22 protein-coding genes and 2 pseudogenes are annotated in these 23,089 nt (G+C 55.8%); 11 read left to right on the top strand and 13 right to left on the bottom strand.

Going from position 1 to position 23,089, the window contains the following annotated elements:
- Nucleotides 1-30: 30 nt before the first annotated feature.
- Both BM063_RS10405 and BM063_RS10400 read left to right on the top strand, forming a co-directional pair.
- Nucleotides 31-1,140, top strand: a complete 1,110-nt coding sequence (locus tag BM063_RS10405; RefSeq protein ID WP_092038685.1) for a DegT/DnrJ/EryC1/StrS family aminotransferase — start codon at nt 31-33, stop codon at nt 1,138-1,140.
- Nucleotides 1,137-1,874, top strand: coding sequence for an N-acetyltransferase (locus tag BM063_RS10400; protein WP_092038683.1), 738 nt, complete (start codon nt 1,137-1,139; stop codon nt 1,872-1,874). The genes BM063_RS10405 and BM063_RS10400 overlap by 4 nt, the downstream gene beginning before the upstream one ends.
- Here the strand turns inward: BM063_RS10400 and BM063_RS10395 are convergent.
- From BM063_RS10395 to BM063_RS10380, 4 genes are all read right to left on the bottom strand, one after another.
- Nucleotides 1,871-2,782, bottom strand: a complete 912-nt coding sequence (locus tag BM063_RS10395) for an NAD-dependent epimerase/dehydratase family protein (RefSeq protein ID WP_092038681.1) — start codon at nt 2,780-2,782, stop codon at nt 1,871-1,873. The two genes, BM063_RS10400 and BM063_RS10395, sit on opposite strands and share 4 nt — an antisense overlap.
- Nucleotides 2,783-2,989 (bottom strand): hypothetical protein, encoded by a 207-nt coding sequence (locus BM063_RS10390; RefSeq protein ID WP_092038679.1) that lies wholly within the window; start codon nt 2,987-2,989, stop codon nt 2,783-2,785.
- A 1-nt stretch (nt 2,990) separates the two neighbouring features.
- A complete protein-coding gene (locus BM063_RS10385; protein WP_092038676.1) occupies nt 2,991-3,266 on the bottom strand; it encodes a DUF2642 domain-containing protein in 276 nt (91 codons plus the stop codon).
- Nucleotides 3,267-3,431: 165 nt separating this feature from the next.
- Nucleotides 3,432-4,121 carry a cadherin-like domain-containing protein gene (locus BM063_RS10380; RefSeq protein ID WP_092038674.1) on the bottom strand — a complete coding sequence of 230 codons (690 nt, stop codon included), beginning with the start codon at nt 4,119-4,121 and terminating at the stop codon, nt 3,432-3,434.
- 847 nt (nt 4,122-4,968) lie between these two features.
- Between BM063_RS10380 and BM063_RS10375 the strand changes: the two genes are divergently transcribed.
- Nucleotides 4,969-5,244 (top strand): SRPBCC family protein, encoded by a 276-nt coding sequence (locus BM063_RS10375; protein ID WP_143085316.1) that lies wholly within the window; start codon nt 4,969-4,971, stop codon nt 5,242-5,244.
- A gap of 112 nt (nt 5,245-5,356) precedes the next feature.
- Here BM063_RS10375 and BM063_RS10370 read toward each other — a convergent pair whose 3' ends face one another.
- Nucleotides 5,357-6,337, bottom strand: a complete 981-nt coding sequence (locus BM063_RS10370) for a LacI family DNA-binding transcriptional regulator (protein WP_281246698.1) — start codon at nt 6,335-6,337, stop codon at nt 5,357-5,359.
- A gap of 614 nt (nt 6,338-6,951) precedes the next feature.
- Between BM063_RS10370 and BM063_RS10365 the strand changes: the two are divergent.
- From BM063_RS10365 to BM063_RS18325, 5 genes and pseudogenes are all read left to right on the top strand, one after another.
- Nucleotides 6,952-7,893 (top strand): annotated as a pseudogene (locus tag BM063_RS10365) (endo-1,4-beta-xylanase); the annotation flags it as partial.
- A complete protein-coding gene (locus tag BM063_RS18210) occupies nt 7,894-8,394 on the top strand; it encodes a hypothetical protein (protein WP_342713748.1) in 501 nt (166 codons plus the stop codon).
- 376 nt (nt 8,395-8,770) lie between these two features.
- Nucleotides 8,771-10,560: pseudogene (gene asnB, locus BM063_RS10360) on the top strand (asparagine synthase (glutamine-hydrolyzing)).
- Between the two features lie 217 nt (nt 10,561-10,777).
- Nucleotides 10,778-11,233, top strand: coding sequence for a hypothetical protein (locus BM063_RS10355; protein WP_092038665.1), 456 nt, complete (start codon nt 10,778-10,780; stop codon nt 11,231-11,233).
- A complete protein-coding gene (locus BM063_RS18325; protein ID WP_425439151.1) occupies nt 11,206-11,412 on the top strand; it encodes an Ig-like domain-containing protein in 207 nt (68 codons plus the stop codon). Before BM063_RS10355 ends, BM063_RS18325 begins: the two co-directional genes overlap by 28 nt.
- 107 nt (nt 11,413-11,519) lie before the next feature.
- Here BM063_RS18325 and BM063_RS10350 read toward each other — a convergent pair whose 3' ends face one another.
- Nucleotides 11,520-11,687 (bottom strand): hypothetical protein, encoded by a 168-nt coding sequence (locus BM063_RS10350; protein WP_245752221.1) that lies wholly within the window; start codon nt 11,685-11,687, stop codon nt 11,520-11,522.
- A 249-nt stretch (nt 11,688-11,936) separates the two neighbouring features.
- Between BM063_RS10350 and BM063_RS10345 the strand changes: the two genes are divergently transcribed.
- Nucleotides 11,937-13,046, top strand: coding sequence for a tyrosine-type recombinase/integrase (locus BM063_RS10345; RefSeq protein ID WP_092038663.1), 1,110 nt, complete (start codon nt 11,937-11,939; stop codon nt 13,044-13,046).
- 1,278 nt (nt 13,047-14,324) lie between these two features.
- Here the strand turns inward: BM063_RS10345 and BM063_RS10330 are convergent.
- The 6 genes from BM063_RS10330 to BM063_RS10300 all read right to left on the bottom strand — a co-directional run bounded on the left by BM063_RS10330 (nt 14,325) and on the right by BM063_RS10300 (nt 20,437).
- The gene (locus tag BM063_RS10330) at nt 14,325-14,621 is read right to left on the bottom strand and encodes a hypothetical protein (protein WP_143085313.1); all 297 of its coding nucleotides are present in this window, start codon (nt 14,619-14,621) and stop codon (nt 14,325-14,327) included.
- Between the two features lie 77 nt (nt 14,622-14,698).
- Nucleotides 14,699-15,064, bottom strand: coding sequence for an SCP2 sterol-binding domain-containing protein (locus tag BM063_RS10325; protein WP_092038655.1), 366 nt, complete (start codon nt 15,062-15,064; stop codon nt 14,699-14,701).
- Nucleotides 15,065-15,155: 91 nt separating this feature from the next.
- Nucleotides 15,156-16,295 (bottom strand): acyl-CoA dehydrogenase family protein, encoded by a 1,140-nt coding sequence (locus BM063_RS10320; protein ID WP_092038761.1) that lies wholly within the window; start codon nt 16,293-16,295, stop codon nt 15,156-15,158.
- A gap of 643 nt (nt 16,296-16,938) precedes the next feature.
- A complete protein-coding gene (locus BM063_RS18175; RefSeq protein WP_092038653.1) occupies nt 16,939-18,645 on the bottom strand; it encodes an ABC transporter permease/substrate binding protein in 1,707 nt (568 codons plus the stop codon).
- On the bottom strand, nt 18,632-19,843 hold the full coding sequence (locus BM063_RS10310; RefSeq protein WP_092038651.1) for a quaternary amine ABC transporter ATP-binding protein: 1,212 nt from the start codon (nt 19,841-19,843) through the stop codon (nt 18,632-18,634). Before BM063_RS10310 ends, BM063_RS18175 begins: the two co-directional genes overlap by 14 nt.
- A gap of 318 nt (nt 19,844-20,161) precedes the next feature.
- A complete protein-coding gene (locus BM063_RS10300) occupies nt 20,162-20,437 on the bottom strand; it encodes a LysM peptidoglycan-binding domain-containing protein (RefSeq protein ID WP_092038647.1) in 276 nt (91 codons plus the stop codon).
- 225 nt (nt 20,438-20,662) lie between these two features.
- On the opposite strand from BM063_RS10300, the gene lexA reads away from it, so the two are divergent.
- Nucleotides 20,663-21,283, top strand: coding sequence for a transcriptional repressor LexA (lexA, locus tag BM063_RS10295; protein WP_092038645.1), 621 nt, complete (start codon nt 20,663-20,665; stop codon nt 21,281-21,283).
- A gap of 209 nt (nt 21,284-21,492) precedes the next feature.
- Nucleotides 21,493-22,764: a threonine ammonia-lyase IlvA gene (gene ilvA / locus BM063_RS10290; protein ID WP_425439153.1), complete on the top strand. Its 1,272-nt coding sequence runs from the start codon at nt 21,493-21,495 to the stop codon at nt 22,762-22,764.
- A gap of 127 nt (nt 22,765-22,891) precedes the next feature.
- On the opposite strand, the gene BM063_RS10285 is transcribed toward ilvA, so the two are convergent.
- Nucleotides 22,892-23,089 (bottom strand): transposase (locus BM063_RS10285; RefSeq protein WP_177199092.1); only part of this gene is annotated, 198 nt, incomplete at its 5' end.

Here is a 23,089-nt window from a genome sequence, read left to right as displayed (position 1 = left end):
TAGGATGAAAGAGATGGAGGAGGGGGGCGGATGATTCCGTTAATCGATATCCGGCGTCAGCATCAGTCCCTGAAGGGTGAGATGGAAAGAGCGATCGGAGAGGTGATGGATCAGGGACGATTCGTTTTGGGAAAAAACTGTGAAGCCTTTGAAAAGGAGATGGCCGCCTTTTGCGGAACCCGATACGGAATCGGGGTGAACAGCGGAACGGATGCCCTCTTTTTGACCCTGCGGGCATTGGGGGTGGGGGAAGGGGACGAGGTGATCACCAGCCCTTACACCTTTTTCGCCACCGTCGAAGCGATCGTCCAGACAGGCGCCCGGCCGGTCCTGGCGGATATTGAAACCCGCCACTTCAACCTGGATCCCGAGCAGGTGGAGCGGGCGATCACGCCCCGCACAAAAGCGATCCTTCCGGTGCACCTGTTTGGCCATCCGGCGGATATGAGATCGCTGGCCTCCATCGCCCGGCGTTATGGATTGCACCTCGTGGAGGACGCCTGCCAAGCGATTGGCGCCGACATCGGAGGCAAACCCGTGGGGTCCTGGGGCGATGCCGGTTGCTTTTCCTTTTATCCCACCAAAAACCTGGGCGGGATGGGGGACGGCGGCATGATCACGACATCCGACCCGCGGCTGGATGAGCGGATCCGCCTGTTGCGCACCCACGGGGCTTACCGGAAGTATCACCACTCCCTCTTCGGGTTCAACAGCCGGCTGGATGAGATTCAGGCGGCGATTCTGCGCATCAAGCTGAAACATCTGCCGAAGTGGATTCAGCGACGGCGAACATTGGCCCGGCGTTATCAGGAAGCTTTTCAAGGGCTGCCCCTTCAGCTTCCTTCGGAAGAGCCCCCAGTCACCCCGGTCTACCACCTGTTCGTTGTTCGCACCCCCCGCAGCGCTTCTTTGAAAAAATGGCTTGCGCGCCATGGCATCGAATGCGAAATCTACTACCCCCTTCCGCTGCACCGCCAGAAGGCCTGGAAAGACCGCTTTCCCGTCCCTTCGCTGCCCCGGGCGGAGGCGGTCGCGGGGACAACGCTGGCATTGCCGGTTTATCCGGAACTTTCCGATGAGGAGCAGGAGCTCATCATCGAGAAAGTGATCCGCTTTTTCAAGGAGGGGAAGGCCCTTTGAATCCCTTCGTTCATCCGCAGGCCCGGCTTGGAAGAAATGTCCGCATCGGGTTGTTTTCCTATATCGGTTCAGGGGTGATCGTGGGGGACGATGTGGAGATCGGTTCCCACGTGATCATCCACGACCGGACGTGGATCGGGGACCGGGTGCGAATCGGCGACCACACGATTGTGGGAAAGGCGCCGATGAGAGGAAAGGGGGAAAATACTCCCCCCGCAAGGATCGGAAACAATGTGCAAATCGGGAGCGGCAGCATCTTGTACCGCGGATGCGTCGTCGGGGAAGATTGCTTCATTGCGGATCTCGCCACCGTGCGGGAACATGTGGTGATCGGAAGGAAGTGCGTCGTCGGCAGAGGGGTGGCGCTGGAAAATCACATCCACATCGGAGACCGGGTCAAGCTGGAGACCAATGCATATATCACGGCCTATTCCCGTTTGGAGGACGACGCGTTTGTGGCTCCCTGCGTGGTCACATCGAACGATCCCTTTGCGGCCCGCGCCCCGCGTCCGATCGCCTTTAAGGGGGTGCATGTAAAAAGAGGAGGAAGAATTGGAGCCGGAGCGGTCTTGCTTCCGGGAGTGACGGTTCATGAAGAGGGATTTGTCGCTGCGGGAAGTGTGGTGACAAGGGATGTTCCCGTCAAAACCATTGTCAAAGGGGTGCCGGCCAAACCCTACCGGACGGTTCCCGAAGACCAGTGGCTTTCCAATCTTCCCCCTCGATCGCCCTAGGCGGGATCCAGGAAGTATTCCCGTATCCCCTCTTTGAGGCTTTTCAATTTTCTCCCCCTGAAGAGCGTTTTTATTTTTCCGGTATCCACAGCGGCAAAATGCGTTCTTTCTTCTTTAAAGGCGCCTTTTTGCCGGCGGACGACGGGAACCGACCGTCCGAGGCATTCCCGTCCTACTTGGTTGACCAGTTGGGCAAGGTCCCAAATGCTCAAGGTTTCTTCCCCGCCGAGATTGTAGATGCCGCGGACGGAAGGGGAAAGGGCCTGATGATAGGCCCACACCACGTCATCCACGTGGATGAAGTTGCGCGTCTGTCGTCCGGTCCCGCGGACCTGGATTTTTTGGTTGGCAAGCAGCGCCTTGCAGAAGCTTTCCACCACGGTTTGCTTCGGCACCCGGCTCCTGCCGTAAACGTTGGCCTGCCGGAAGATCACGGTTTCCAGATTGCCTCTTTCTTGTTCGGCGAGAAGCAGCTCTTCCGCCCACTTCTTGAGCTGTCCGTAGAAGTTTCTGGGATTTGCCGGCGATTGCTCGGTGATCGTCGTCGAACGGGGATCGTAGACGGCAAAAGAAGACGGGAAAATGATTTTTTCAACTCCTGCGTTGACGGCTTCGCGGATCAAGTATTTGAGGGAGAGCAGGTTGATCAGGACCGCGTCCCTTGCCTGGGTTTCGCACTGGGCGACGTCGCTGATGGCTCCCAAATGGATGATGGTGCGGACATCCCGGACCATCTTTTTCACATCTTCTTCCACCGTCAGATCCATTTTTTCGATGGGCACGCCGTTGATTTCAGACACGGTCTGCACCCGGAAATTGTCGATGGCCCGGATCGGCATGCCCCTTTTGGAGAGAAAATCCACCAGCTTGGTTCCGATATATCCCGCCGCGCCGGTGATCAGAATCATTTATGCCAGGATCCTCACATAGCTGATGTTTCGGATGAGGAAGGTCAGAAGGCTGGAAGAGCCGTATCCCGGCGGAGGAGCCGTCTGAATCGTGAAGGCACCGTTGGTCACGCTGACGAGTTGTCCCTCAAACGGGCCGCTGCCCTGGGGAACCACCACTTGGACCGTACGGCCGATGAATTGGCGAAGCCGGTTTTCCAGATCCATCTCACATCACACCTCCTTGGGGAGAGACAAAGATAATGCTGCTGAACGGAATCAAAATGATCTCCCCGCCCGCCTGCAATTCGAGGAAATCGGCACCGACAAAGGTTACTTGTCCGGTTACGTCGCCTCCGGTCGTTTCAACGGTGACGTTCATTCCCATGTAGGATTGGAACAAACGTCTGATGGATTGGTCGTCCGGAACGCCCCGGTTGAGAACGATACCCAAGACCTCTTCGACAAAATCAAATACTTCATTCAGCGTGTTATTTAACACCACTCTTCTTCACCTCCGTGATCATAGATTATTTGTCGGAGAATAAAAGAGTAAGGGCAAATATTACAAACCTCTCAGAAAATAGACGCTTGTTTTTTGCCCGTTTTCATCAAAAATCCCCCTATGACCGACAGATAGGGGGAGTCATTGTTTATGAGGATCTATTTGTCACGGAGTCAACCCAACATCAATAGTGACAGTGGCGACATTGGACAGGGCGCTTCCGTCGCTGGCTTGGTAGGTGAAGCTGTCCGTGCCGCTAAAGCCGGTGTCCGGAGTGTAGGTGAAGGAGCCGTCGGGATTCAATACGAGCGTTCCGTTGGCGGGACCGTCGACCAACTGGGCCGTCAGCGGATCGCCGTTCGGATCGGTGTCGTTGGCCAAGACTCCGGGAGCAGGAACCGTGAGGGGTGTATCCACATCAGTCGTGTAGGAATCGTCGTTGGCGACGGGAGGCTGGTTCGTGGCGTTTACAGTAATGGTGACCGTGGCCACCAGGGATCTGGAAACCCCGTTGCTGGCTTGATACGTGAAGGTGTCCGTCCCTGTGAAGCCGGCATTCGGCGTGTAGACAAAGGAGCCGTCCGAGTTGAATGTCAGCGTGCCGTTGGACGGATTGCTGATCAAAATGGCCGTGAGGGGAAGTCCCCTGAAGTCAAAATCGTTGGCCAGCACGCCGGGAGCAGGGACAGAGAGAGGGGTTCCTTCATCGGTGGTGTAGAAATCGTCCCGCGCGATGGGTCGAAGCTGAGGCGGCGGAGGAAGCGGCGGTTGCGGCGGAAGAACGCCGGAGCCGAAGATCGTGGAAACAACCCCTTGAACGAAATTGAACACGCTATTGAGGATGTTGACGATCAACCCATTTCACCTCCCAACTTATCAATATGTTTTTATAGAGTAGAGAGAAAGGGCTGATGTGCAGGCAAGGGAAAATTGTGCGATAGGCCGTTTGGAGCCGGACAATCAGTCTACGAAACGATTTTCCCTTTCCGTGCGAGGGGCGGAGAAGGAAGAACGGGGTTTTCCGGTGGATTGCACCCGGGCGGCCGGAATTTAAGTGAAAGAAAGGAACGGGAATGGGAATCCCGATTGCGGCAATGGTTGTTTTTTAGTTGTTTATGTTTGGTTTATAAACTCGTTTGAAAATCAAACAATCAAAACACCCCTCTCAAACAAAACGCCCAAAAAAATCAGTCAGAAGAAAACCCCATTTGTCGAAAACGAGTTTGTCACGCTTCTGATGAAGTCCAGGGCGGGCAGTCGCGAACAGAAGGCGGCCGCTGAAGCGGCAAAAATCTCGAAACTTATTTGTTGCGGGGCACGTGCTAATAAGGGCGGAAAGAGCAGTCCGATTATATTGTCAATCGAATGCAGATGACCGGGACGTCATGGAAGCGTCGGTCGCAAAGGGGAGGACAAGATAAAGGTCAAGGGTGAAGGAGGCCAAGGCCGGCTGAATCCATGCAAGGTCTGACCGTAATTCCAATGCATTTGTACGACAAGGGTCCCTTAAGCTTTTTGTCTCTTGGGAGAGGATTTTCCGCTGCGGAAAACCCTTTATACCTCCGGATGACACTCAGTGATGCCGGGTTCGTCGGGATGCATCCGATCGGCGACCGGCGGATCCGCAAGCTGCGAGCGGCTCAAAGAGCCAAACGATTGGCCGGAAACCTTTCGCCCCGTCGGGGAGGAGAGGTCCGATCAGTTGGAGGATTATCTGCCCGGCACTTCAAAAAGTCCCGCCGCGGAACATCGCGCTCCAATGTCCAATCCGAACGAGTTGTATATCGCGCGCACCTTCGATGCGCCGCAGGAGCAGGTGTACAAGGCGTTTACGGATCCGGAGCATCTGAAGCAACGGGTGGAGATGAGAGGTTTCCCCGGAAAATGTTGTGGAGCAAGACCGGAGGGGCTCGTCTACACCAATTCCTTTATTGAGGAGGGCACACGGTCCGCTCATTCGGCTTCACTTGGTCGCTGAAATTCTGAATATGTTGACTAACAAGACGACGATCACCATCACGCAAAGAGAATCATCACCCGACTCGCACCCGGAATGTGGAGCGAATCGGGTGATGGCTTTGCCGCCAATGTCAGGTGGTGGACCGCACCACCAATTGGTGAGGCATTTCGACGACGCTTGGGTCGACGGGCGAACCCTCGATCAAGCGGAACAGGATTTCCGAGGCGTGTTCTCCCATTTCCCGGGTGGGTTGATATACGGTTGTGATATCCATCAGTTCGGCGATCGGTTGGTTGTCAAAGCCGACGACGGCGATGTCTTCGGGTATCCGGACCCCGTGCCTCTGCGCCTCGAGGATAAAGCCCGCGGCCACTTGGTCGCTGCCCGTGAACAGGGCGGTGGGTTTGTTCGACATCTCCCGTATGGCCCGGAAGAGTTCTTTTCCGGAGAGGACATTGCTCGTGCCTACATTTTCAAAAACATAGCGGCTGTTTATTTCGATTCCCGCTTCGGCAAGGACATCCTGATAGGCCCGCCAGCGGGGACCCTGCACCGTGCAAAGGGTGTTGTTCCGTTTCGCCAGGCAGACGGCGATCGCTCGGTGCCCTTTTTCCACCAGGTGGAGGAGGGCCTGCCGGGCGCCGTTGTAGTTGTTGACGTAAACCATGGGAACGTTGGCTTTTTCCTCATAGGAATTCACCAGAACGAGCGATCCGCAGGCGGCATAGGGCGCCACCTCCTTCCAATCGTTTTGCATGTCTTCCAGAAGGATGCCGTCCACCTGTTTGGTCTGCAACAGATGGAGAAATCTCAGTTCTTCCCGCGCCTGAAGCCGGGTTTGACACACCATGATCTGGTATCCCTTTCTCAGGGCGACCTCGCCGATTCCCTGCATCAAGCCGCTCATGAAGGGGTGATCGATGCGCTTGATAATGGCGGCGATGACCCCGGTTTTTCCCCGCTTCAGATGAACCGCCGAGGAATTGGGGGTGTAATTCAGCTGGCGAATGGCTTCTTCAACCGCCAGACGGCTCCGTTCGGACACGTACGGATGCCCGTTCAACACCCGGGAGACGGTGGCCGTCGAAACACCGGCCTTTTTTGGCGATATCCTTAATGTTGGCCATTTCAGTCACCACCCGATCGGATTTGTTTTCAATTATAAATAATGCATTTATTTAAAATCATCCCTTTTCTCCGCATCCTCCAGCATACGGCGCGAAAGCGCGGAACCCGCCTTCCACATGGCCCCCACCGAAAACAAAAATAGAACGAGGATTATCAGTTTTTCCACACGCAACCCTCCGTAAGGATCCTTTTCAGCATAAAGGTACGTTGTGTAATGCATTACAGGTCAAGGATTTTTTCCGGCGGGGACAGGCCGGAAGCGGAGGAGGGGCAGGGATCGAGCGTCAGTATTAATAATTTTTTATTAAATGAAAAATTCGATATTTATGTTGATTTCGGCGAAGGGGATTGTTATAATTAGTTTAGACAATGCACTAACTAACAAAGCAATGATGCCCGTCTGAAAAAGCGGATGAATCGCCGGAGGATTGCGCATAAAAACCGGCCTAAAGGCTTCAGGAAGGAGGGGAGAGAGGGGATCAGGGGGAATCTTTGTTTTCTTTCTTGCAAAAGTTGATGGGGAGGTCAGGGAAGGAGTTCGTCAGCGCGGGTTTGGATTTCGATCGAATATCCTGAAGTTTATCGGGAGGTTTCCGTATGTTGAGGTCGAAACCGCTGATTGTTTCGGTCGCGTTTGTGTTGGTTCTCTCGCTTTCTGCGCTGGCAGCCAACCCGAATCCCGCCCACGCGGGGATTGCGAAGGGCAAATTTCTCGGGAATGTCATCGCGGGTTACATCCCTTCCAACTTCGCCACATACTGGGATCAGGTCACCCCGGAAAATTCGACGAAATGGGAATCCGTCGAGTCTTCGAGGGACAACATGAATTGGAGCCAGGCGGATATGGCCTACAATTACGCCAAGAACAACGGATTTCCCTTCAAATTCCACACGCTGGTATGGGGCAGTCAGGAGCCCGGCTGGGTGAGAGGGCTTTCCGCATCGGAACAGCGGGCAGAGGTGATCGAGTGGATCCAGGCGGCCGGGCAGCGGTACCGGGGAGCCGAATTTGTCGATGTGGTCAATGAGCCCCTGCATGCGCCGCCTTCCTACAAGAATGCCATCGGGGGAGACGGAGCGACGGGCTGGGATTGGGTGATATGGTCCTTTGAGCAGGCGAGGCAGGCCTTTCCCAATTCCAAATTGCTCATCAACGAGTACGGGATCATCAGCGATCCCAACGCCGCCGCCCAGTACCTGGAAATCATCCAGCTGCTCAAAAGCCGGGGCTTGATCGACGGAATCGGCATCCAATGCCATTATTTCAACATGGACAACGTAAGCGTCAGCACCATGAGAAACGTCCTGAACATGCTGGCCTCAACCGGGCTTCCCATTTATGTCTCCGAACTTGACATGACCGGAGACGATCAGACGCAATTGGCCCGGTACCAAGAAAAGTTTCCGGTTCTCTGGGAGCACCCGGCAGTGCAAGGAGTCACCATCTGGGGTTACATCGAAGGTGAAACCTGGCAGGATGGAACCCATCTGATCACCCGCTCGGGCCAGGAGCGCCCCGCCCTTACCTGGCTCAGGGAAGTGTACTTCGGCAACGGTGACGGCGGCGGAGGCGGAGGAGGCGGCGATGGAGCCTACGCCGACTTCGAGACCGGCACCGAAGGATGGAGCGGCCGCAACCTGGTGGGAGGCCCCTGGTCCACCGACGCCTGGAGCGCCAAGGGCTCCCGATCGCTTCAAGGGGATATCCAGCTTTCCAACGGAAGCCAACACTATTTGTACAAGAGCGGCAATTTCAATTTCTCCGGACACTCGCTGCTGAGAGCCACCGTCAAAGGAGCGACCTGGGGGAATTACGGAAACGGCTTGGGCGTGAAGTTGTATGTCAAATACGGAAGCAACTACACCTGGAAGGACAGCGGCTGGCAGACGATCCGCCCCGGAGAAGTAAGGGAACTGACGCTGAACCTTTCCGGCGTAAACACTTCGGACATCAGAGAATACGGCGTGCAATTCATCGGGACCGAGGGTTCGTCGGGCCGGACATCCGTTTATGTCGACAATGTGTATCTGTGGAATTGAAAAAAGCCCCGTTTCGGGGCTTTTTTGTCATCCAAAAAGGATTTGCTCGGCATCAACGTAACAAAAGAAACATTTTGTAACGTTTTTTAGCCCGAAAACAGCGGCAAAAAACGCTTCTCCCCCCGCCTTTCACAGCAATCTTTGAAACGTTTCCGTTTTCTTTTGATTTTGCTTACGCGCAGCAGCGCCTTGTCGCGGGAAACCTTTTTTCGGCAAGGCCGTTTTTGCCCGTTTCATCCGGTTTTCTGCACAAACCGATTCCCTCAAATCCTATTTTTTGTGCCCGCTCTACAAAAAGATTTTCATTTTTTCCTTCGTTGTTTTAAAATAAAATATGTTGGGAATTTCGTCACTTCATTAAAGGAGATGATTTGGCATGAGCGGCGTTGCGGGTTGGATCGACTGGCAAAGGGACCTGTCCGGGAAGCGGGATGTATTGCGCTCCATGACCGATGCGATTCGGCATCGCGGCCCCGATGATGAAGGGCATTGGTTATCCAAGCGCGCGGCGATGGGTCACCGCCGTCTCCATGTCCTCGATCCCGCCGACGGAAAACAACCGATGGTTTGGCGCTCGGGGGATCACTCCATCGTGCTTTCCTGCGACGGGTTTATTGATGACTATCAGGAACTGAAATCGGAACTTGAAAACCTCGGCCACCGGTTCGGGACGAAATCGGATGCGGAAGTGTTGCTGCGCAGTTATTTGGAATGGGGAGAAGATTTCATCCGGCGCATAAACGGGGCGTTTGCCTTTGCCATCTGGGATGAACGGCAAAGCGCATTGATGCTGGCCCGCGACCGCCTCGGCGTCAAGCCCCTCTTTTATAAGGTGCATCATACCGGCCTGCTGTTCGCTTCCGAATTGAAGGCCCTCCTGGCGCATCCGGAAGTCCAACCGGAAGTGGACGCCGAAGGATTCAGCGAAATCTTCGCGATGGGTCCCATCCGCACACCCGGTTTCGGTGTGTTCCGCGGGATTCAGGAAGTCCGGCCGGGTCATTACATCATTTTCACAAAAGAAAAAGCGCATCATCGCCAATATTGGAAACTGGAAAGCAAACCGCATGAAGACGATGTGGATTCGACGGTTGAAAAAATCCGGGAAATCCTGAAAGACACCGTCAAACGCCAATTGATCGCCGATAAACCCGTCGTGTCCATGTTGTCCGGCGGACTGGATTCCAGCGGGCTCGCTTCCATGGCTTCCCGGTATCTGGCGGAAGAAGGCAAAAGACTCCGCACCTACTCCCTTGACTTTGCCGGAAGCGAGCAGCACTTCAAAACCAGCCTGTTGCACGCCAGCCGGGATGAGCCGTTTGTGAAAATCGTTTCAGAATACGCCCATACCGATCACCGCACGGTGGTCATCAGCCGGGACGAGCTGACTGAACACCTGTTCCGCCCCCTGAAAGCCCGTGATTTGCCGGCACTGGGCGAAATGGAAGCTTCGCTGCATCTGTTGTTCCGTGAAATGAAAAAAGATGCGACGGTCACCCTGTCCGGTGAATCCGCCGATGAAGTTTTCAGCGGATATCCCTGGTTTCACCAGGATGAATTTTTGTTCTCCGGAACGTTCCCATGGAGCGCGCAAATTCGCTACTTCCGAGACATATTGAATGAAGAGACGCTGAAAACGCTCCGGCCGGAAGAACACAGGGAACGCAGATATCAAGAACGGGAATCGAAGAAAAACAGCGCGAAATGTCCTACCTTTTCATCACCCGCTTCCTGTCCTATTTGCTGGAGCGGAAAGACCGCATGAGCATGGACAACGGTCTGGAAGCGCGTGTTCCATTCAGCGATTACCGGTTGGTCCAATATTTGTTCAACGTTCCCTATTCGATGAAAACCGTCGATCAAGTCGAAAAAAGCCTGCTGCGCCGCGCCTTTCAAGGTTATTTGCCGGAAGAAGTGCTCACCCGCAAGAAAAGCGCTTATCCCTCGAACACGGATCCGGGGTACTACCAAAACATCCGCAGCATGTTGAATGAAATGATCGAAGATCCGCAAGCGCCTCTGGTTCCCTTTTTGGACAAACAAAAACTCAACTACATTTCCGGACATCTCTTCGAAAAAGCTCCCTTTGAAGTCGGAAAAATGATGGAATTTGTCCTTCACGTCAATCAGTGGTTGCGGGACTACAAGATCTCGTTGAAACTGTAGTCCCATGAAAAAAGGCTGGGTGTTCATAAGGCGCTCAGCCTTTTTTTGTCAATCGGTTGCCTCTCTCACCTCCCTTTTCCTGATGATCCGAAACAATCTCGGCGTCATTTCCTTTCAGACCGCAATGATCGCGGGACAGTAGTGAAATACGCGGGCATCTTGCAGGAGAAAACGAGGGACAATATTTTTCAAATCGGCAAAAGGAGCGTGATGAAATATGAAACATTCCCTTACTGTTAATAAAGGTCTGCTCTGCCTTTTACTCGCCCTGGCAGTCACCGGAGCCGCCGGCTTTTCTTTTCTTCCCGCCGGGGCAACGGAAAGGTTTCCGGCAACATCCGAGCGATGTCCGAAGTCGGATGATCTGATCAAACCGGATGACAAAGCCGGAAGAGAAATTCGCGATGCGCTCCCGCAACTGATCCGGGAGGCCTATGGGGAAGATTCCCGTTACCAAAATTATGAGGTAAAGAGAATCATCCCCCTCGCGAATCCCGAGGCCTCCCCCTACTCCGAAATCGCCGAGCAACAATGCGGCCAAGCGGTCGCCGGGAAATCTATGCTCGTGGAATTGTTCTTCCCGGAGTTTCTGCCGAGCGCCAGTTTGTCGCAAGGTCAGATCTTCGTGGCTAAGACCGATGAAGGATGGAAAGTTTGGCGCCGCCATCGTTAAGACAAAAGCGCCCTCTTTGTTCAGGGCGCTTTTTCTCATGCGGCGATCCGCTGACGGCCCAGTTGGTCGACGGTTCCGCCAACGAAACGCTCGTATTGAATCCCGACGGCTCCTTCACCTACACTCCGGACGTCGGCTTTAGCGGCACGGACAGCTTCACCTGCCAAGCCAGCGGGTGATCGTCGTCGAACGGGGATCGTAGACGGCAAAAGAAGACGGGAAAATAATTTTTCAACTCCTGCGTCGACGGCTTCGCGGATCAAATATTTGAGGGAGAGCAGGTTGATCAGGACCGCGTCCCTTGCCTGGGTTTCGCACTGGGCGACGTCGCTGCTTGATAATGGCGGCGATGACCCCGGTTCTTTCCCCGCTTCAGATGAACCGCCGAGGAATTGGGAGTGTAATTCAGCTGGCGAATGGCTTCTTCAACCGCCGGACGGCTACGTTCGGACACGTACGGATGCCCGTTCAACACCCGGGAGACGGTGGCCGTCGAAACACGCGCTTTTTCTCATGGCCCTCCCCTTTCGGAACCCTTTTTAACCCGTTATAATAAGGTTACAAAATATTTCCGGGTCGCCTCCTCCACCCGATCGAAAGGGACGTTTATCCGACGCGGCCCGATTTCCTGATCAGCGGCTCCGGGTATGCCGCTGAAGCCGAAATAAATCCCGCCGGCACAATCCGGTTTGCAAAAGGAGCGATGCACATGTTGCCCCCCTCCGACTTTCCCGTCATCTCCCGCCGCCTTCCGGAAAACATCAACCGGATCATCGCCCGTTTTCCGGAAGCGGTTCAGGATTTTTTTCTGGAGATGATCAGCGCCGACCGCTCCCGTCAAACCATCGCCAATTACGCCTATGACTTCGCTCTCTTCTTCGATTTTCTCGCTTCCCGCAACATCGGTTTCGAATCGGTCACTCCGCGCACCATCCAGCGGTTTTTCAGACACATCGAAAACGGGTATGAGCGGACCGTCTGGGTGAAAATCCGCTCGAAGGATCCGAAAACCGGCGCCATCCGGCAACAGTGGGTCAAGCGGAAACATTTCCGGGAAAATTCCCGCAGCGGAAAAGAAAGGAAGAGAGCTTCCCTCCGCTCTCTCTTCCGCTTTTTGGTCAAATCCGGATACCTGGAACGCGACCCCATGCAGGAATACGAGGATGCCTCCCTCCGCTCCCGCTCCCGCCGCCGCATGCCCGTCTTCCTCACCCGGGACGAAGCCCTCCGGCTCATCAAGGCGGTCGACAGCTATCACGAACGCAACCGCGGAGACCATCGCACGTTTCCCTGGATCGAAGCCCGTGACAGGGCCATTCTCCTCCTTCTTCTGGGGACCGGGATGCGCGTGTCCGAGTTGGTCGGTCTCAATCTGAACAGCATTCAGCCGGACGGGGACACGGCGCGGGTGATCGTTCTGGGCAAAGGGGGCCGGGAACGGATGCTGAAATTGAACAACACCGCCTACCAGGCCCTTCGGGATTACCTGGCGCAACGGCCCTCGGATGGCATCCCCCCGGAACACCGGGAGGCCCTCTTCCTCAATCGCAATCGGACCCGCCTCAGCCGGAAGGGAGTGTATGAAGCGATCCAAAAATATGTCCGGGAGGCCAATCTTCCTCCCAAAGCGGCCAACATCTCCCCCCACAAACTGCGCCACACCCTGGCCACTCTGCTCCTCTCCAACGGGGAAAATCTGCGCGTGGTCCAGGAGATTCTCGGCCACTCCAGCATCCAGACAACCCAAATCTACACCCACGTCATCAATTCGGAGAAGGATGAGGCGCTCAAGCGGCTGGACAGTTTGATGTGACTTCCTCTCCCCTTCCATTCCCGTCGAGGGGATGGAGACTCCCCGAATCACCACCTTGGTCTTGAGGGGTGTCACGCCTCCCTTTCACCCGGGGGCACGGAACATCACCGCCGAAGGTTCCGTGCCCCCGCCTGGGATTCACCCCCTCCAGGAGCTGACGGGCGAGCTGGGAAAAGCAGGTTTCGGTATCCGAAAGAACAGGATGCGCCATCTGACAAATAACCGTCCGCCCTCCGGAGGACGTGAAAGGAATAAAGATGCCGTGCCGCCCACCTTTTGTTTCGGTTTTTTTATCCTCCGTTTTAAGGAATTTCATCCCGGTTCGCCCCGTCCGACCGGATAAATGGAAGGATTTCATCGTCGTATGGACCGATCCCGGCCATGCCGACGACGTGAAACTGTATGTGGACCGGATGATGCAAAAGGGGTCGATCCGCCGAAAGGGGTGCTTGTCGCCCCGCAGGAAAATCGGCTGACGGGCCGTGGCGCCCATTGGGCCCTCCCCAAGATCGGAAAACCGGTGCTGTTGGACTTGCCTTGGGAGCATGAGCGGCATCTTTCCATCGGCACGCATCTGTTGCAGGAAACGTTGACCTTGATGAAGGTGATGGGCGTTGATCAAATCGGGTATGTGGTGGACACGCCTCAAAAGTGGCAACGATTTACGGATCAACGAATGAGGCTCCTCCACCGCGGTTTCGCCTTGGAACGGACGACTCGTCGATTTGAGGGGAGATCGAAAAAAAGCCCGTTGTTCCTTTCGTTCCCTCTGCGCCGCGCCTTTCCAAGTGATTTGCCGGAGGAAGTGCGCATCTGGCTGTTTCCAAGAAAAAGGTGGAAAACGATCCGGCCGGAAAAACGCAGAAACCAGGGAGATCGGGAAAAAGGTGGCACATCCCGCCGCCCCGCCTGAGGGATCCGACAAAAAACCACCGCCAACAGGCGGTGGTTTCTTCTACTTCGTCCACTCCTTCACCTTGTCCGGATGATTTTCCACGCCGAGATGGGAGAAGCCGCTTTTATCGAGGCGGTGATGCGGGTTAGAGCGCAAGCGGGAGGGGGCACCGAGGCAAGCCAGCTGACGTTTAAGGAATTGCGGCATTTTACGCATGATCCGCCCTGGTGACAACTCGCCTTCTCCCCAAACGAAGGATCGGATTGGTGACGTCCGCTGTCAATCCAACATACGCGACGATCGGTTACATCACAGTGACCGTGGCTAGATCGACGTTCTTCTCCATCGGGGAACGGCGATTCCCGCCCAAGCTGGAGCCGATGTCATTCGGGCGGATGCCGATCCGGCCGCCTCCCGGAGCAACAGGAGATGGTCCCGGGACGTTCGGACAATGTTTCCCGGTTTTCGCTCCGGACGAGCTCGATTTGGTCCCCTTTCTTGGTCACCTCGATCGGCTCGTCGGTCCCCTCGCTTTTCAGTGTCCAGTCCGCCCCCTTCTGTTCGCCGACGAAGCGAAGATCGGAAGGTTCCCCGAGGATGATCGAATCGATGCAACCCTTTCCGAAGGGACGCCTGATCGGACGGGGGGTGGAGATCCTGCCGATGGCGGATGCATTCATGCGGGTTTTTGCACCCATAAAAACAGTCAGCCACTTCGGCATGCGAAGTGGCTGATTTCTTGATTATCTTGCAAGGATCAAATATACTGCTTCACATCATACTGACGCAGCACGTTTTCCATTTTCATCGCCAGCCCGAGGTTTCCTTTCACTTTCAGCTTGCCGGCCATGAAGGCGGCGGTTCCGTTCAGATTGCCCAGGAGCAGATCCCGGAAGTCGTCCAGGGACATCTGCAGCGTGCAGTCGGCATTTGCCGCCTCGCCCTTCTCCACCTTCGCCTTTCCGTCGGACAGGTGGAGCTGGTAAGTGCCTCCTCCTTCGCCGCTGATTTCGTACTGGTAGACCGCTTGAATCCCCTGGGTCGGTCCGGGCTCCTTGTTCAAAACTTCTTCCACCTTTTGGAATATTTCATCCAGAGTGTAGTCTTTCAAATCTTTACCCATTTTCTTTCCCCTTTCGTCTGTTTTCATATGATGTTCGCTATAACAGTACTACAACACCGAGGGTTTTACAAGTTCAAAGATGCGGCAATCGTCACAATCCCGCGGCGATCACCTTTTTCTGGATTTGCGTCGTGCCTTCGTAGATGGACAAAATCTTGGCGTCCCGCATCCACTTCTCCACCGGATAGTCCCGCATGTAACCGTAGCCGCCGAGGATCTGAACGGCATTGGTCGTCACTTCCATCGCGACCTCCGCCGCAAAGGCCTTGGCCATGCTGCCCTCCACGGCGCAGGATTCTCCCCGGTCGGCCAATTCCGCCGCGCGCCAGGTCAAAAGGCGGGCGGCGTCGATCTTGGTCTTCATGTCGGCCAGCATGAAGGAAATCGCCTGATTTTTGAAGATGGGACGGCCGAATTGGACCCGCTGCTTTGCGTACTCCAGCGCGTATTCATAGGCCGCCCGGGCCACGCCGACCGCTCCCGCCGCCACCGCCGGACGGGAATACTCCAGCATCTTCATCGCGCCGAAAAAGGCCATGTTCTCTTCGCCGAGCAAGTTTTCATGGGGCACCCGCACATTGTCGAAGATCACGTCGCCGGTGTGGGAGGCGCGAATCCCCATTTTCCGCTCTTTTTTGCCCCCGTAAAGTCCCGGCGTGTCCCCGGGGACGATAAAGGCGGATACGCCGTGGTAGCCGGCATCGGGATCGGTCTTGGCGAACACCACGTACAGATCGGCAATGCCTCCGTTGGTGATAAAACACTTCCGCCCGTTGATCACCCATTCATCCCCGTCGCGGACCGCGCGCGTCTGAATCGCCTTCACATCGGACCCCGCCCCCGGTTCCGTCAATGCCATCGCGCCCAGGCGCGGGTTTTCCGGATCGCACAGATAAGGAATCCATTTTTTCTTCTGCTCTTCATTTCCCATGTAATAGATGGGAAGCCCCGCCAAACCGGCGGCCGAGAGGGAGGTGGCGATTCCGGCGCAGCCCCAGTAAAGCTCCTCGAGGATCAGGCAAGCGGCCATGACGCTCGTCAGCCCGCCTCCGCCGTACTCCTCGGGGGCCATATAGTTGGTCAGGCCGACCTTTGCCGCCTTCTTGAGCACTTCATACGGAAACTCTTCCTTTTCGTCGTACTCCGCCGCGACGGGCCGGATTTCCTTCTCGGCAAATCCCCGGGCCCATTTTCGCAGCTCTTCCTGTTCTTCAGACAGCTGAAAGCTCAGGCCGCTCATGGCTTTCGTCTTCAACAAGGCCCACCTCCGGATAGATACTGATACGTACTGGTACCGGACCCGGCAAAAGAAAAGGTTCCCGCACCAGCACCCTCTTTCCCCGCTTCGCAGCCAATGATGCGGGAAAAATCCGCTCCGGTCAGTACCGGAGGGTACTCGTTAATATTGTAGAACGATGTCGGGCGTTCCGTCAAGTGCAAGAAGTGAGATCATTTGAAAAAGAGAGAATCCGCCCATCGCCCCCGCCGGGGCGATGGGCGGGGAATGATCCGGCTTTTTAGCGAGGCGAGAGAGGAAACGGGAAGAAAACAGCGGAATTGCCCCGCCTTGTATCCCCCGCTTCCTGGTCCGCATGAGCATGGACAACGGTCTGGAAGCGCGCATCCCATCCAGCGATGACCGGTTGGTTGGTATTTGTTCAATGTCATTATTCGATGAAAACCGTCGATCAAGTCGAAGCCCTTCCAAGCGATTTGCCGGAGGAGGTGCGCCTCTGGCTGTTTCCAAGAAAAAGGCGGAAAACGCTCCGGCCGGAAAAACGCAGAAACCAGGGAGATCGGGAAAAGGGTGGCACATCCCGCCGCCCGCCTGAGGGATCCGGCAAAAAACCACCGCCTGTTGGCGGTGGTTTCTTCTACTTCGTCCACTCCTTCACCTTGTCCGGATGATTTTCCACCCAGTGGGCCGCGGCTTCCTCCGGCGTCTTTCCTTCCTGGATCATCAGCATCACTTCTTCCATGTCCTGAGCAGTCCAGCGGAACCGGTCCATGATCCGGTAGGCCTTCGGATTGTCCTCTTTCAATCCCTTCCGGACCAGGGTGTGAATGTTTTCCGTTTCCCCGAAGGTTTTCTTCGTGTCCTCCAGGAACTTCAATTTCATCTTGGCAAATTTCCAGTGAGGCTTCCAACCGGTGACCACGATCGGCTCCTTCGCCCGGTACGCCTTTTCGAGGGACGCGGTCATGGCCGCGCTGGAGCTGGTCACCAGTTCCATGTCCAGACCGTAATCTTCAATCGCTTTTTCCGCGAGTTGGACCACGCCGGCCCCGGCTTCGATGCCGATGATCCGGTTGTCAAACTCCTCCGCCCGGCTCTTCAGATCCTCGATGGAGTCCGCCTCCACATACTCCGGCACCACCAGACCGACCCGGGTTCCTTCCAGATTGGGGCCCAAATCAACCACCCGGTCCTTGTATTCCGCCATGTAATCCTTGTGGGTCACGGGCAGCCAAGCCGCCGTCGTGCCGTCCGCATCCCCGCTGGCCACCGCGGCGAACATCGGGCCGGCATCCACTTCCTTCAATTCCACGTGAAAGCCTTCCTCTTCCAGAACGTGTTTCAACACATAGGTGCTGGCCACTTCCGACTCCCAGTTCACATAGGTCAGGGTGACGGTTTGCTGGTTTGTCACCGAATGTTGCGCCAGGGCGGCGCCGACCATCGTAAGAACGATCAGGATCGCCAATCCCGCTTTCCATCGCCCTTTTTTCCCTTTTTCCCGGACGGGTGTCCGTTTCCTGTCCCGGGCCAAGCTTTGGGTGATCCGATCCAGGATGATGGCGATGATCACAATGGACAATCCGCCTTCAAAGCCCTTTCCGACCTCCAGGCGGGTGATCGCCTGCAGCACGACGGTGCCCAATCCGCCGGCCCCGATCATGGAAGCGATGACGACCATGGACAGGGAAAGCATGATCGTCTGGTTGATTCCGGCCATGATCGTCGACTTGGCCAGGGGAAGTTGCACCTTGAAGAGTTTCTGGGCGGGCGTCGAGCCGAAGGCTTCCGCCGCCTCAATCAAGTCGCCGGACACTTGACGGATTCCGAGGCTGGTGAGGCGAATGGTCGGGGGCATTGCAAAGATGACCGAAGCGATCACTCCCGGCACGGCCCCCAGGGCGAAGAAGAACACGGCCGGAATCAGATAGACGAAGGCGGGCATTGTCTGCATGAAGTCCAAAATCGGAGTGAGGAGGTTTTGCGCCCTCCGGCTTTTGGCGGCCACAATGCCCAGGGGAACCCCGACGACGACGGAAAGGGTGGTCGCGGTCAGCACCAGGGAGATGGTTTCGGCCGCCTCGTTCCAATAACCCAGATTGTAAATCAAAAGCAGACCGAACAGGGTGAACAGCGACACCGACAGCCGGCTCGCCAACAGCGCCAAGGCGGCGATGAGCACGGCGGTCGGCACCGGGGGCAACGCGGTGAAAAGGGACTGGAAAAAGGCGACAAGCGGCTGAATCCCGGACGAAATCCAGTCAAACAGGGCGGCAAAGTGATCCTGGAGCCATCGGACGGCTTTGTCCACCCACCGGTCCAGGGGAAGCTTAGGAAGGTTCATCCTGTTTCACCCCGTTTCCGGCCAGGGCGGCAAAGATGGCGCCTTGCACCACCACTCCGCGCAGTTTGCCCTGATCGTCGATGACCGCCGCCGGATGAGAAAACTGCTTTTCGGCCATTTTGGGCAAGAGCTCGCTCACGGGCGTATCCTTGTGCGCCATAACGACGTCTCTCACCAACACATCTTCCATGCTTCGATCGCTCTTCTCATCCAACAGGCTTCGCGCCGCCTCCGCGGTCAGGATTCCGACCAGTTTCCGGGTCCGGTCAACCACCATCAGCCCGGAAAGGCCCCTTTCCCTCATCCGTTTCAGAGCCACCCGGGGCCCTTCTTTGCCCAGGACCAACACCTCCGGCCGCTTCATGACGGAGCCGGCCGTCAGCACCTTGGTGATGTTGACGTCTTCCACAAATTTTTCCACGTATTCGTTGGCCGGATTGGTCAGGATCTCCTCCGGCGTCCCGATCTGGACGATCGATCCGTCTTTCATCAGGGCGATGCGGTCGCCGATGCGCAACGCCTCGTCCAAATCGTGGGTGATAAAAACGATCGTCTTGTTCATGGTGGACTGAAGCTCCATCATCTCATCCTGCATTTCCTTGCGGATCAAGGGATCGAGGGCGCTGAAGGCTTCATCCATCAGCAAAATGTCCGGATCGGTGGCCAGGGCCCGGGCCAGGCCCACCCGCTGTTGCATCCCGCCGGAAAGTTGGTCCGGCAACTGGTCGGCGTAATCCCTCAGACCCACCAGCTCCAGGGACTGGAGAGCTTTTTCCCTGCGTTCCCGCTTGGGCACCCCCTGCACTTCCAGGCCGTATTCCACATTTTCGCGGACGCTCTTGTGGGGAAACAGGGCAAACCGCTGAAAGACCATTCCCATCTTGGTCCTGCGCATTTGCCTAAGCTCATCGGCGCTCATCTTCGTCACGTCGTCCCCGTCGACGAGCACCGTTCCTTCCGTCGGTTCAATAAGCCGGTTCAACAGCCGGACCAGAGTGGATTTGCCGCTTCCGGACAGACCCATGATCACGAAAACTTCTCCGCTCTCCACCGAAAAGGAAGCCCGGTTGACCCCGACGGTCATCCCCGTCTCCCTGAATATTTCTTCTTTGCTTTTGCCTTGCTTCAACAGCGCCAATCCCCGCAAGGGATGGCGCCCAAAAATTTTGGTGAGGTTTCTCACTTCGATTTTCGGCAAGAAACGACCCCCTTTCTTTTAGAAAATTCAGATAATATGGGGCGGCACAAGAGGCGAACCCTCAGGAGCCCCTCTCCGAAAGCATCCCGACACTCCCGGAAAAAATAAAAAAATGCGGTTTCCAAAGGACCTGCATTTATTTTATAAAATCGGAAGGCGGCCCGTCAAAAGCGATGACACAGAGGCTGAAAGATCCTATCCAGATGAAAAATGAAAAGAAAAAATGGGAGCCGCGATCTTCAGAAATCCTCCGGTTTCGTACGTTTTCCGCATGGTAACGGCCGGCCGGCAAACAAACGCGCTCAAAGGAAACGGCGGTCACTCCCCTTTGCGGACAGGGATTTTCAGTGTCTGGCCGGGATGGATCACGGCATCCTCCAGCTGATTGATCCGTCGTATATCGCTGATCAGTTCCCGGATGTCGACGGAATCATCCGCATGCCTCCGGGCCAGACTCCACAGCGTGTCACCGGGCTCGACGCGAACATCCACCGTCGGCTCCGGACCGTCGCCGGCCGCCCGGCCTCCCCAGGCGACCGCAATCATCAACAGAAAACAAAGGATTCCGATAAGAGCCGTTCCCCTCCGCTTCATCCCTTCCCCCTCCGTCGGCGCCGGATGTTCATTTCAAATAATTACCTTTGAACCAAGCATATTACAGAACACGCGTTCTGTCAAGGCGTTCTCCGAACTCATGTTTGTGTTTTGTTTGCCTTTCATGTATACTGAAAAATGGGAGGAATTCAGCGGATATGGGTTTTCGGGGCCTAATTTGCCGCAGGGCGGTGCTGACCTGTGTCCGAGAAAGGAGATGAGCGCATGTCCAAACTGTCTCCCCGGCAACAGGCGATTCTGGATTACATAAAAAAAGAGGTGGAGGAAAAGGGTTACCCTCCCTCCGTCCGGGAAATCGGCGAAGCGGTGGGGCTCGCCTCCAGTTCGACCGTTCACGGCCATTTGTCCCGCCTGGAAAAAAAGGGATTCATCCGGCGCGATCCGACCAAGCCGAGGGCCATTGAGATTTTGGATCGCCCGACGAAGGAACGCCGCCCGGAAACCGACACGGTGATGGTTCCGCTGGTCGGGAAGGTGACTGCCGGAGAACCGATCACCGCCGTGGAAAACATTGAGGAATACATTCCCCTTCCCAAAAAAATGGTGGGCAACGGCAAGCATTTCATCCTTTCCGTACAGGGGGACAGCATGATCAATGCCGGCATCTTCGACAAGGACTACGTCATCGTCCGGCAACAGCCCACCGCGGACAACGGCGACATCGTCGTGGCCATGACCCCGGATGAAGAGGCCACCGTGAAGCGCTTTTACAAGGAAAAGGATTATGTCCGCCTTCAACCGGAAAATGACCTCATGGAGCCCATTCTGCTTCCCCAGGTGACCATCCTCGGCAAAGTGGTGGGGCTCATCCGCCGCATCCATTGAGGGCGCCGCCGATCCGCCGCATGATCCTCGCGAAATCCGCGAGGTTTTTTTAATTGTTGTTTGTTGTTTTCGACGCGTGGCGGCGCTGAAACGAAACCGCCCGTCACGTTTAGGCCCTTCCGGAAAACGCTGGACATCCGGGTGTCCGGTGCGCTATAAAATCAAATAAACATTAAAATGCAAAAGGATGAGGTGGGATGGGAAAAACTTTGGACCAAACGCGCGCCGATCAGGTCGATCACGTCAAAATCGAGGATATTCTCATTGCCAGCCAGAGGCTGAAAAAAGTCTGCGTGCACACTCCCCTTGAATATAACCGCCTCCTGTCCGAGAAATACGGTTGCGACGTCCATTTGAAGCGGGAAGACCTGCAAACCGTCCGTTCCTTCAAAATTCGGGGCGCCTATAACACCATTTGCAGCCTTCCCGAGGAAGAGCGGAAGAAGGGGGTGGTCTGTGCCAGCGCGGGAAACCACGCCCAGGGGGTGGCCTACTCCTGCCGCCACCTCGGGATTCCCGGAAAGATATTCATGCCGACCACGACACCGCGGCAAAAGATCCATCAGGTCAAACATTACGGCGGCGAATATGTGGAAGTGATCCTGACCGGCGATACCTTCGACGATTCCTTCCAGCGGGCCATGGACTATGTCAAGAAGCACCAAATGGCCTTCATCCACCCCTTTGACGATTACCGCACCATCGTCGGGCAGGGCACCATCGGGATCGAAATCCTCAATGACCTGAAACAGCCCCCGGATTATGTGTTTGTCACCGTCGGCGGCGGCGGGCTGATCGCCGGCGTCAGCTCCTATATCAAAAGCGTGTACCCGGAGACCAAGGTGATCGGGGTGGAACCCGCCGGCGCCCAAAGCATGCGGGAGTCGCTGAAACAGGGGCGCGTGGTGAAATTGGAGGAGATCGAACCCTTTGTGGACGGGGCGGCGGTCAAGCAGGTGGGCAATCTGACCTTCAGGATCTGCCGGGAAAACGTGGATGACGTGATTGCCGTGCCGGAAGGAAAAGTGTGCACCACCATCCTGAATTTGTACAACCAACACGCCATCGTTGTCGAACCGGCGGGGGCGCTCCCCGTGTCCGCCCTCGACTTTTTCCGGGAACAGATCCGGGGAAAGAACGTGGTCTGCATCATCAGCGGCGGAAACAACGACATCGACCGGATGCAGGAAATCAAGGAGCGCTCGCTGATTCACGAAGGGCTCAAACACTATTTCATCATCAATTTCCCGCAGCGGGCCGGCGCCCTGCGCGAATTTCTGGACGACGTGCTCGGGGAGAATGACGATATCACCCGGTTCGAGTACACCAAAAAGAACAACAAGGACAACGGCCCGGCCCTGGTTGGAATCGAGCTGAAAAACCGGGAGGATTACGCTTCGCTGATCGAACGCATGAACAAAAAGGGTTTCCCCTATATTGAAATCAACAAGGATCCCCAGCTTTTCCACCTGCTGATATGATCCGTCCAAAAAAGAAAAAAGGGGAGGGCCATCGCCCTCCCTGAGATTGATGACAAACCCCCTGGCTCTTTTCGCAAGAAAAGCGCCAGGGGTTGCATGTTTATGGGAAATAAACAGATAAAGGAAATTAGATTTGGTAAATTAGGCGGATCACAAAGCCTTTTCCTCTCTTCGAGAGGAGCAAGGCCATTTTTTTGATGTTTTGAGCCACGGCAATAAGGAGGCATTGCTCTCTGACTTTGGCAAGCCCCCTGTAGCGTGCATAACGAAGCCCATGAAGTTCTTTGGCGTCAGCGAAGCTGCGCTCAATGGTCTGACTCCGTCG

It is taken from the genome of Planifilum fulgidum (assembly GCF_900113175.1).
GTDB classification, from domain to species: domain Bacteria; phylum Bacillota; class Bacilli; order Thermoactinomycetales; family DSM-44946; genus Planifilum; species Planifilum fulgidum.
The sequence above is the reverse complement of the archived record's forward strand: the minus strand, read 5'-3'. Positions and strand labels throughout refer to the sequence as shown.

What these genes read in the sequence shown, in the direction of transcription:
- BM063_RS10300 (WP_092038647.1), bottom strand. Translation starts at nt 20,437, where the DNA reads ATGAAGCGGAGGGGAACGGCTCTTATCGGAATCCTTTGTTTTCTGTTG.
- BM063_RS10330 (WP_143085313.1), bottom strand. Translation starts at nt 14,621, where the DNA reads ATGAATGCATCCGCCATCGGCAGGATCTCCACCCCCCGTCCGATCAGG.
- BM063_RS10395 (WP_092038681.1), bottom strand. Translation starts at nt 2,782, where the DNA reads ATGATTCTGATCACCGGCGCGGCGGGATATATCGGAACCAAGCTGGTG.
- BM063_RS18325 (WP_425439151.1), top strand. Translation starts at nt 11,206, where the DNA reads ATGGAAAGTTTGGCGCCGCCATCGTTAAGACAAAAGCGCCCTCTTTGT.
- BM063_RS18175 (WP_092038653.1), bottom strand. Translation starts at nt 18,645, where the DNA reads ATGAACCTTCCTAAGCTTCCCCTGGACCGGTGGGTGGACAAAGCCGTC.
- BM063_RS10405 (WP_092038685.1), top strand. Translation starts at nt 31, where the DNA reads ATGATTCCGTTAATCGATATCCGGCGTCAGCATCAGTCCCTGAAGGGT.
- lexA (WP_092038645.1), top strand. Translation starts at nt 20,663, where the DNA reads ATGTCCAAACTGTCTCCCCGGCAACAGGCGATTCTGGATTACATAAAA.
- BM063_RS10390 (WP_092038679.1), bottom strand. Translation starts at nt 2,989, where the DNA reads ATGGATCTGGAAAACCGGCTTCGCCAATTCATCGGCCGTACGGTCCAA.
- BM063_RS10345 (WP_092038663.1), top strand. Translation starts at nt 11,937, where the DNA reads ATGCACATGTTGCCCCCCTCCGACTTTCCCGTCATCTCCCGCCGCCTT.
- BM063_RS10355 (WP_092038665.1), top strand. Translation starts at nt 10,778, where the DNA reads ATGAAACATTCCCTTACTGTTAATAAAGGTCTGCTCTGCCTTTTACTC.
- BM063_RS10325 (WP_092038655.1), bottom strand. Translation starts at nt 15,064, where the DNA reads ATGGGTAAAGATTTGAAAGACTACACTCTGGATGAAATATTCCAAAAG.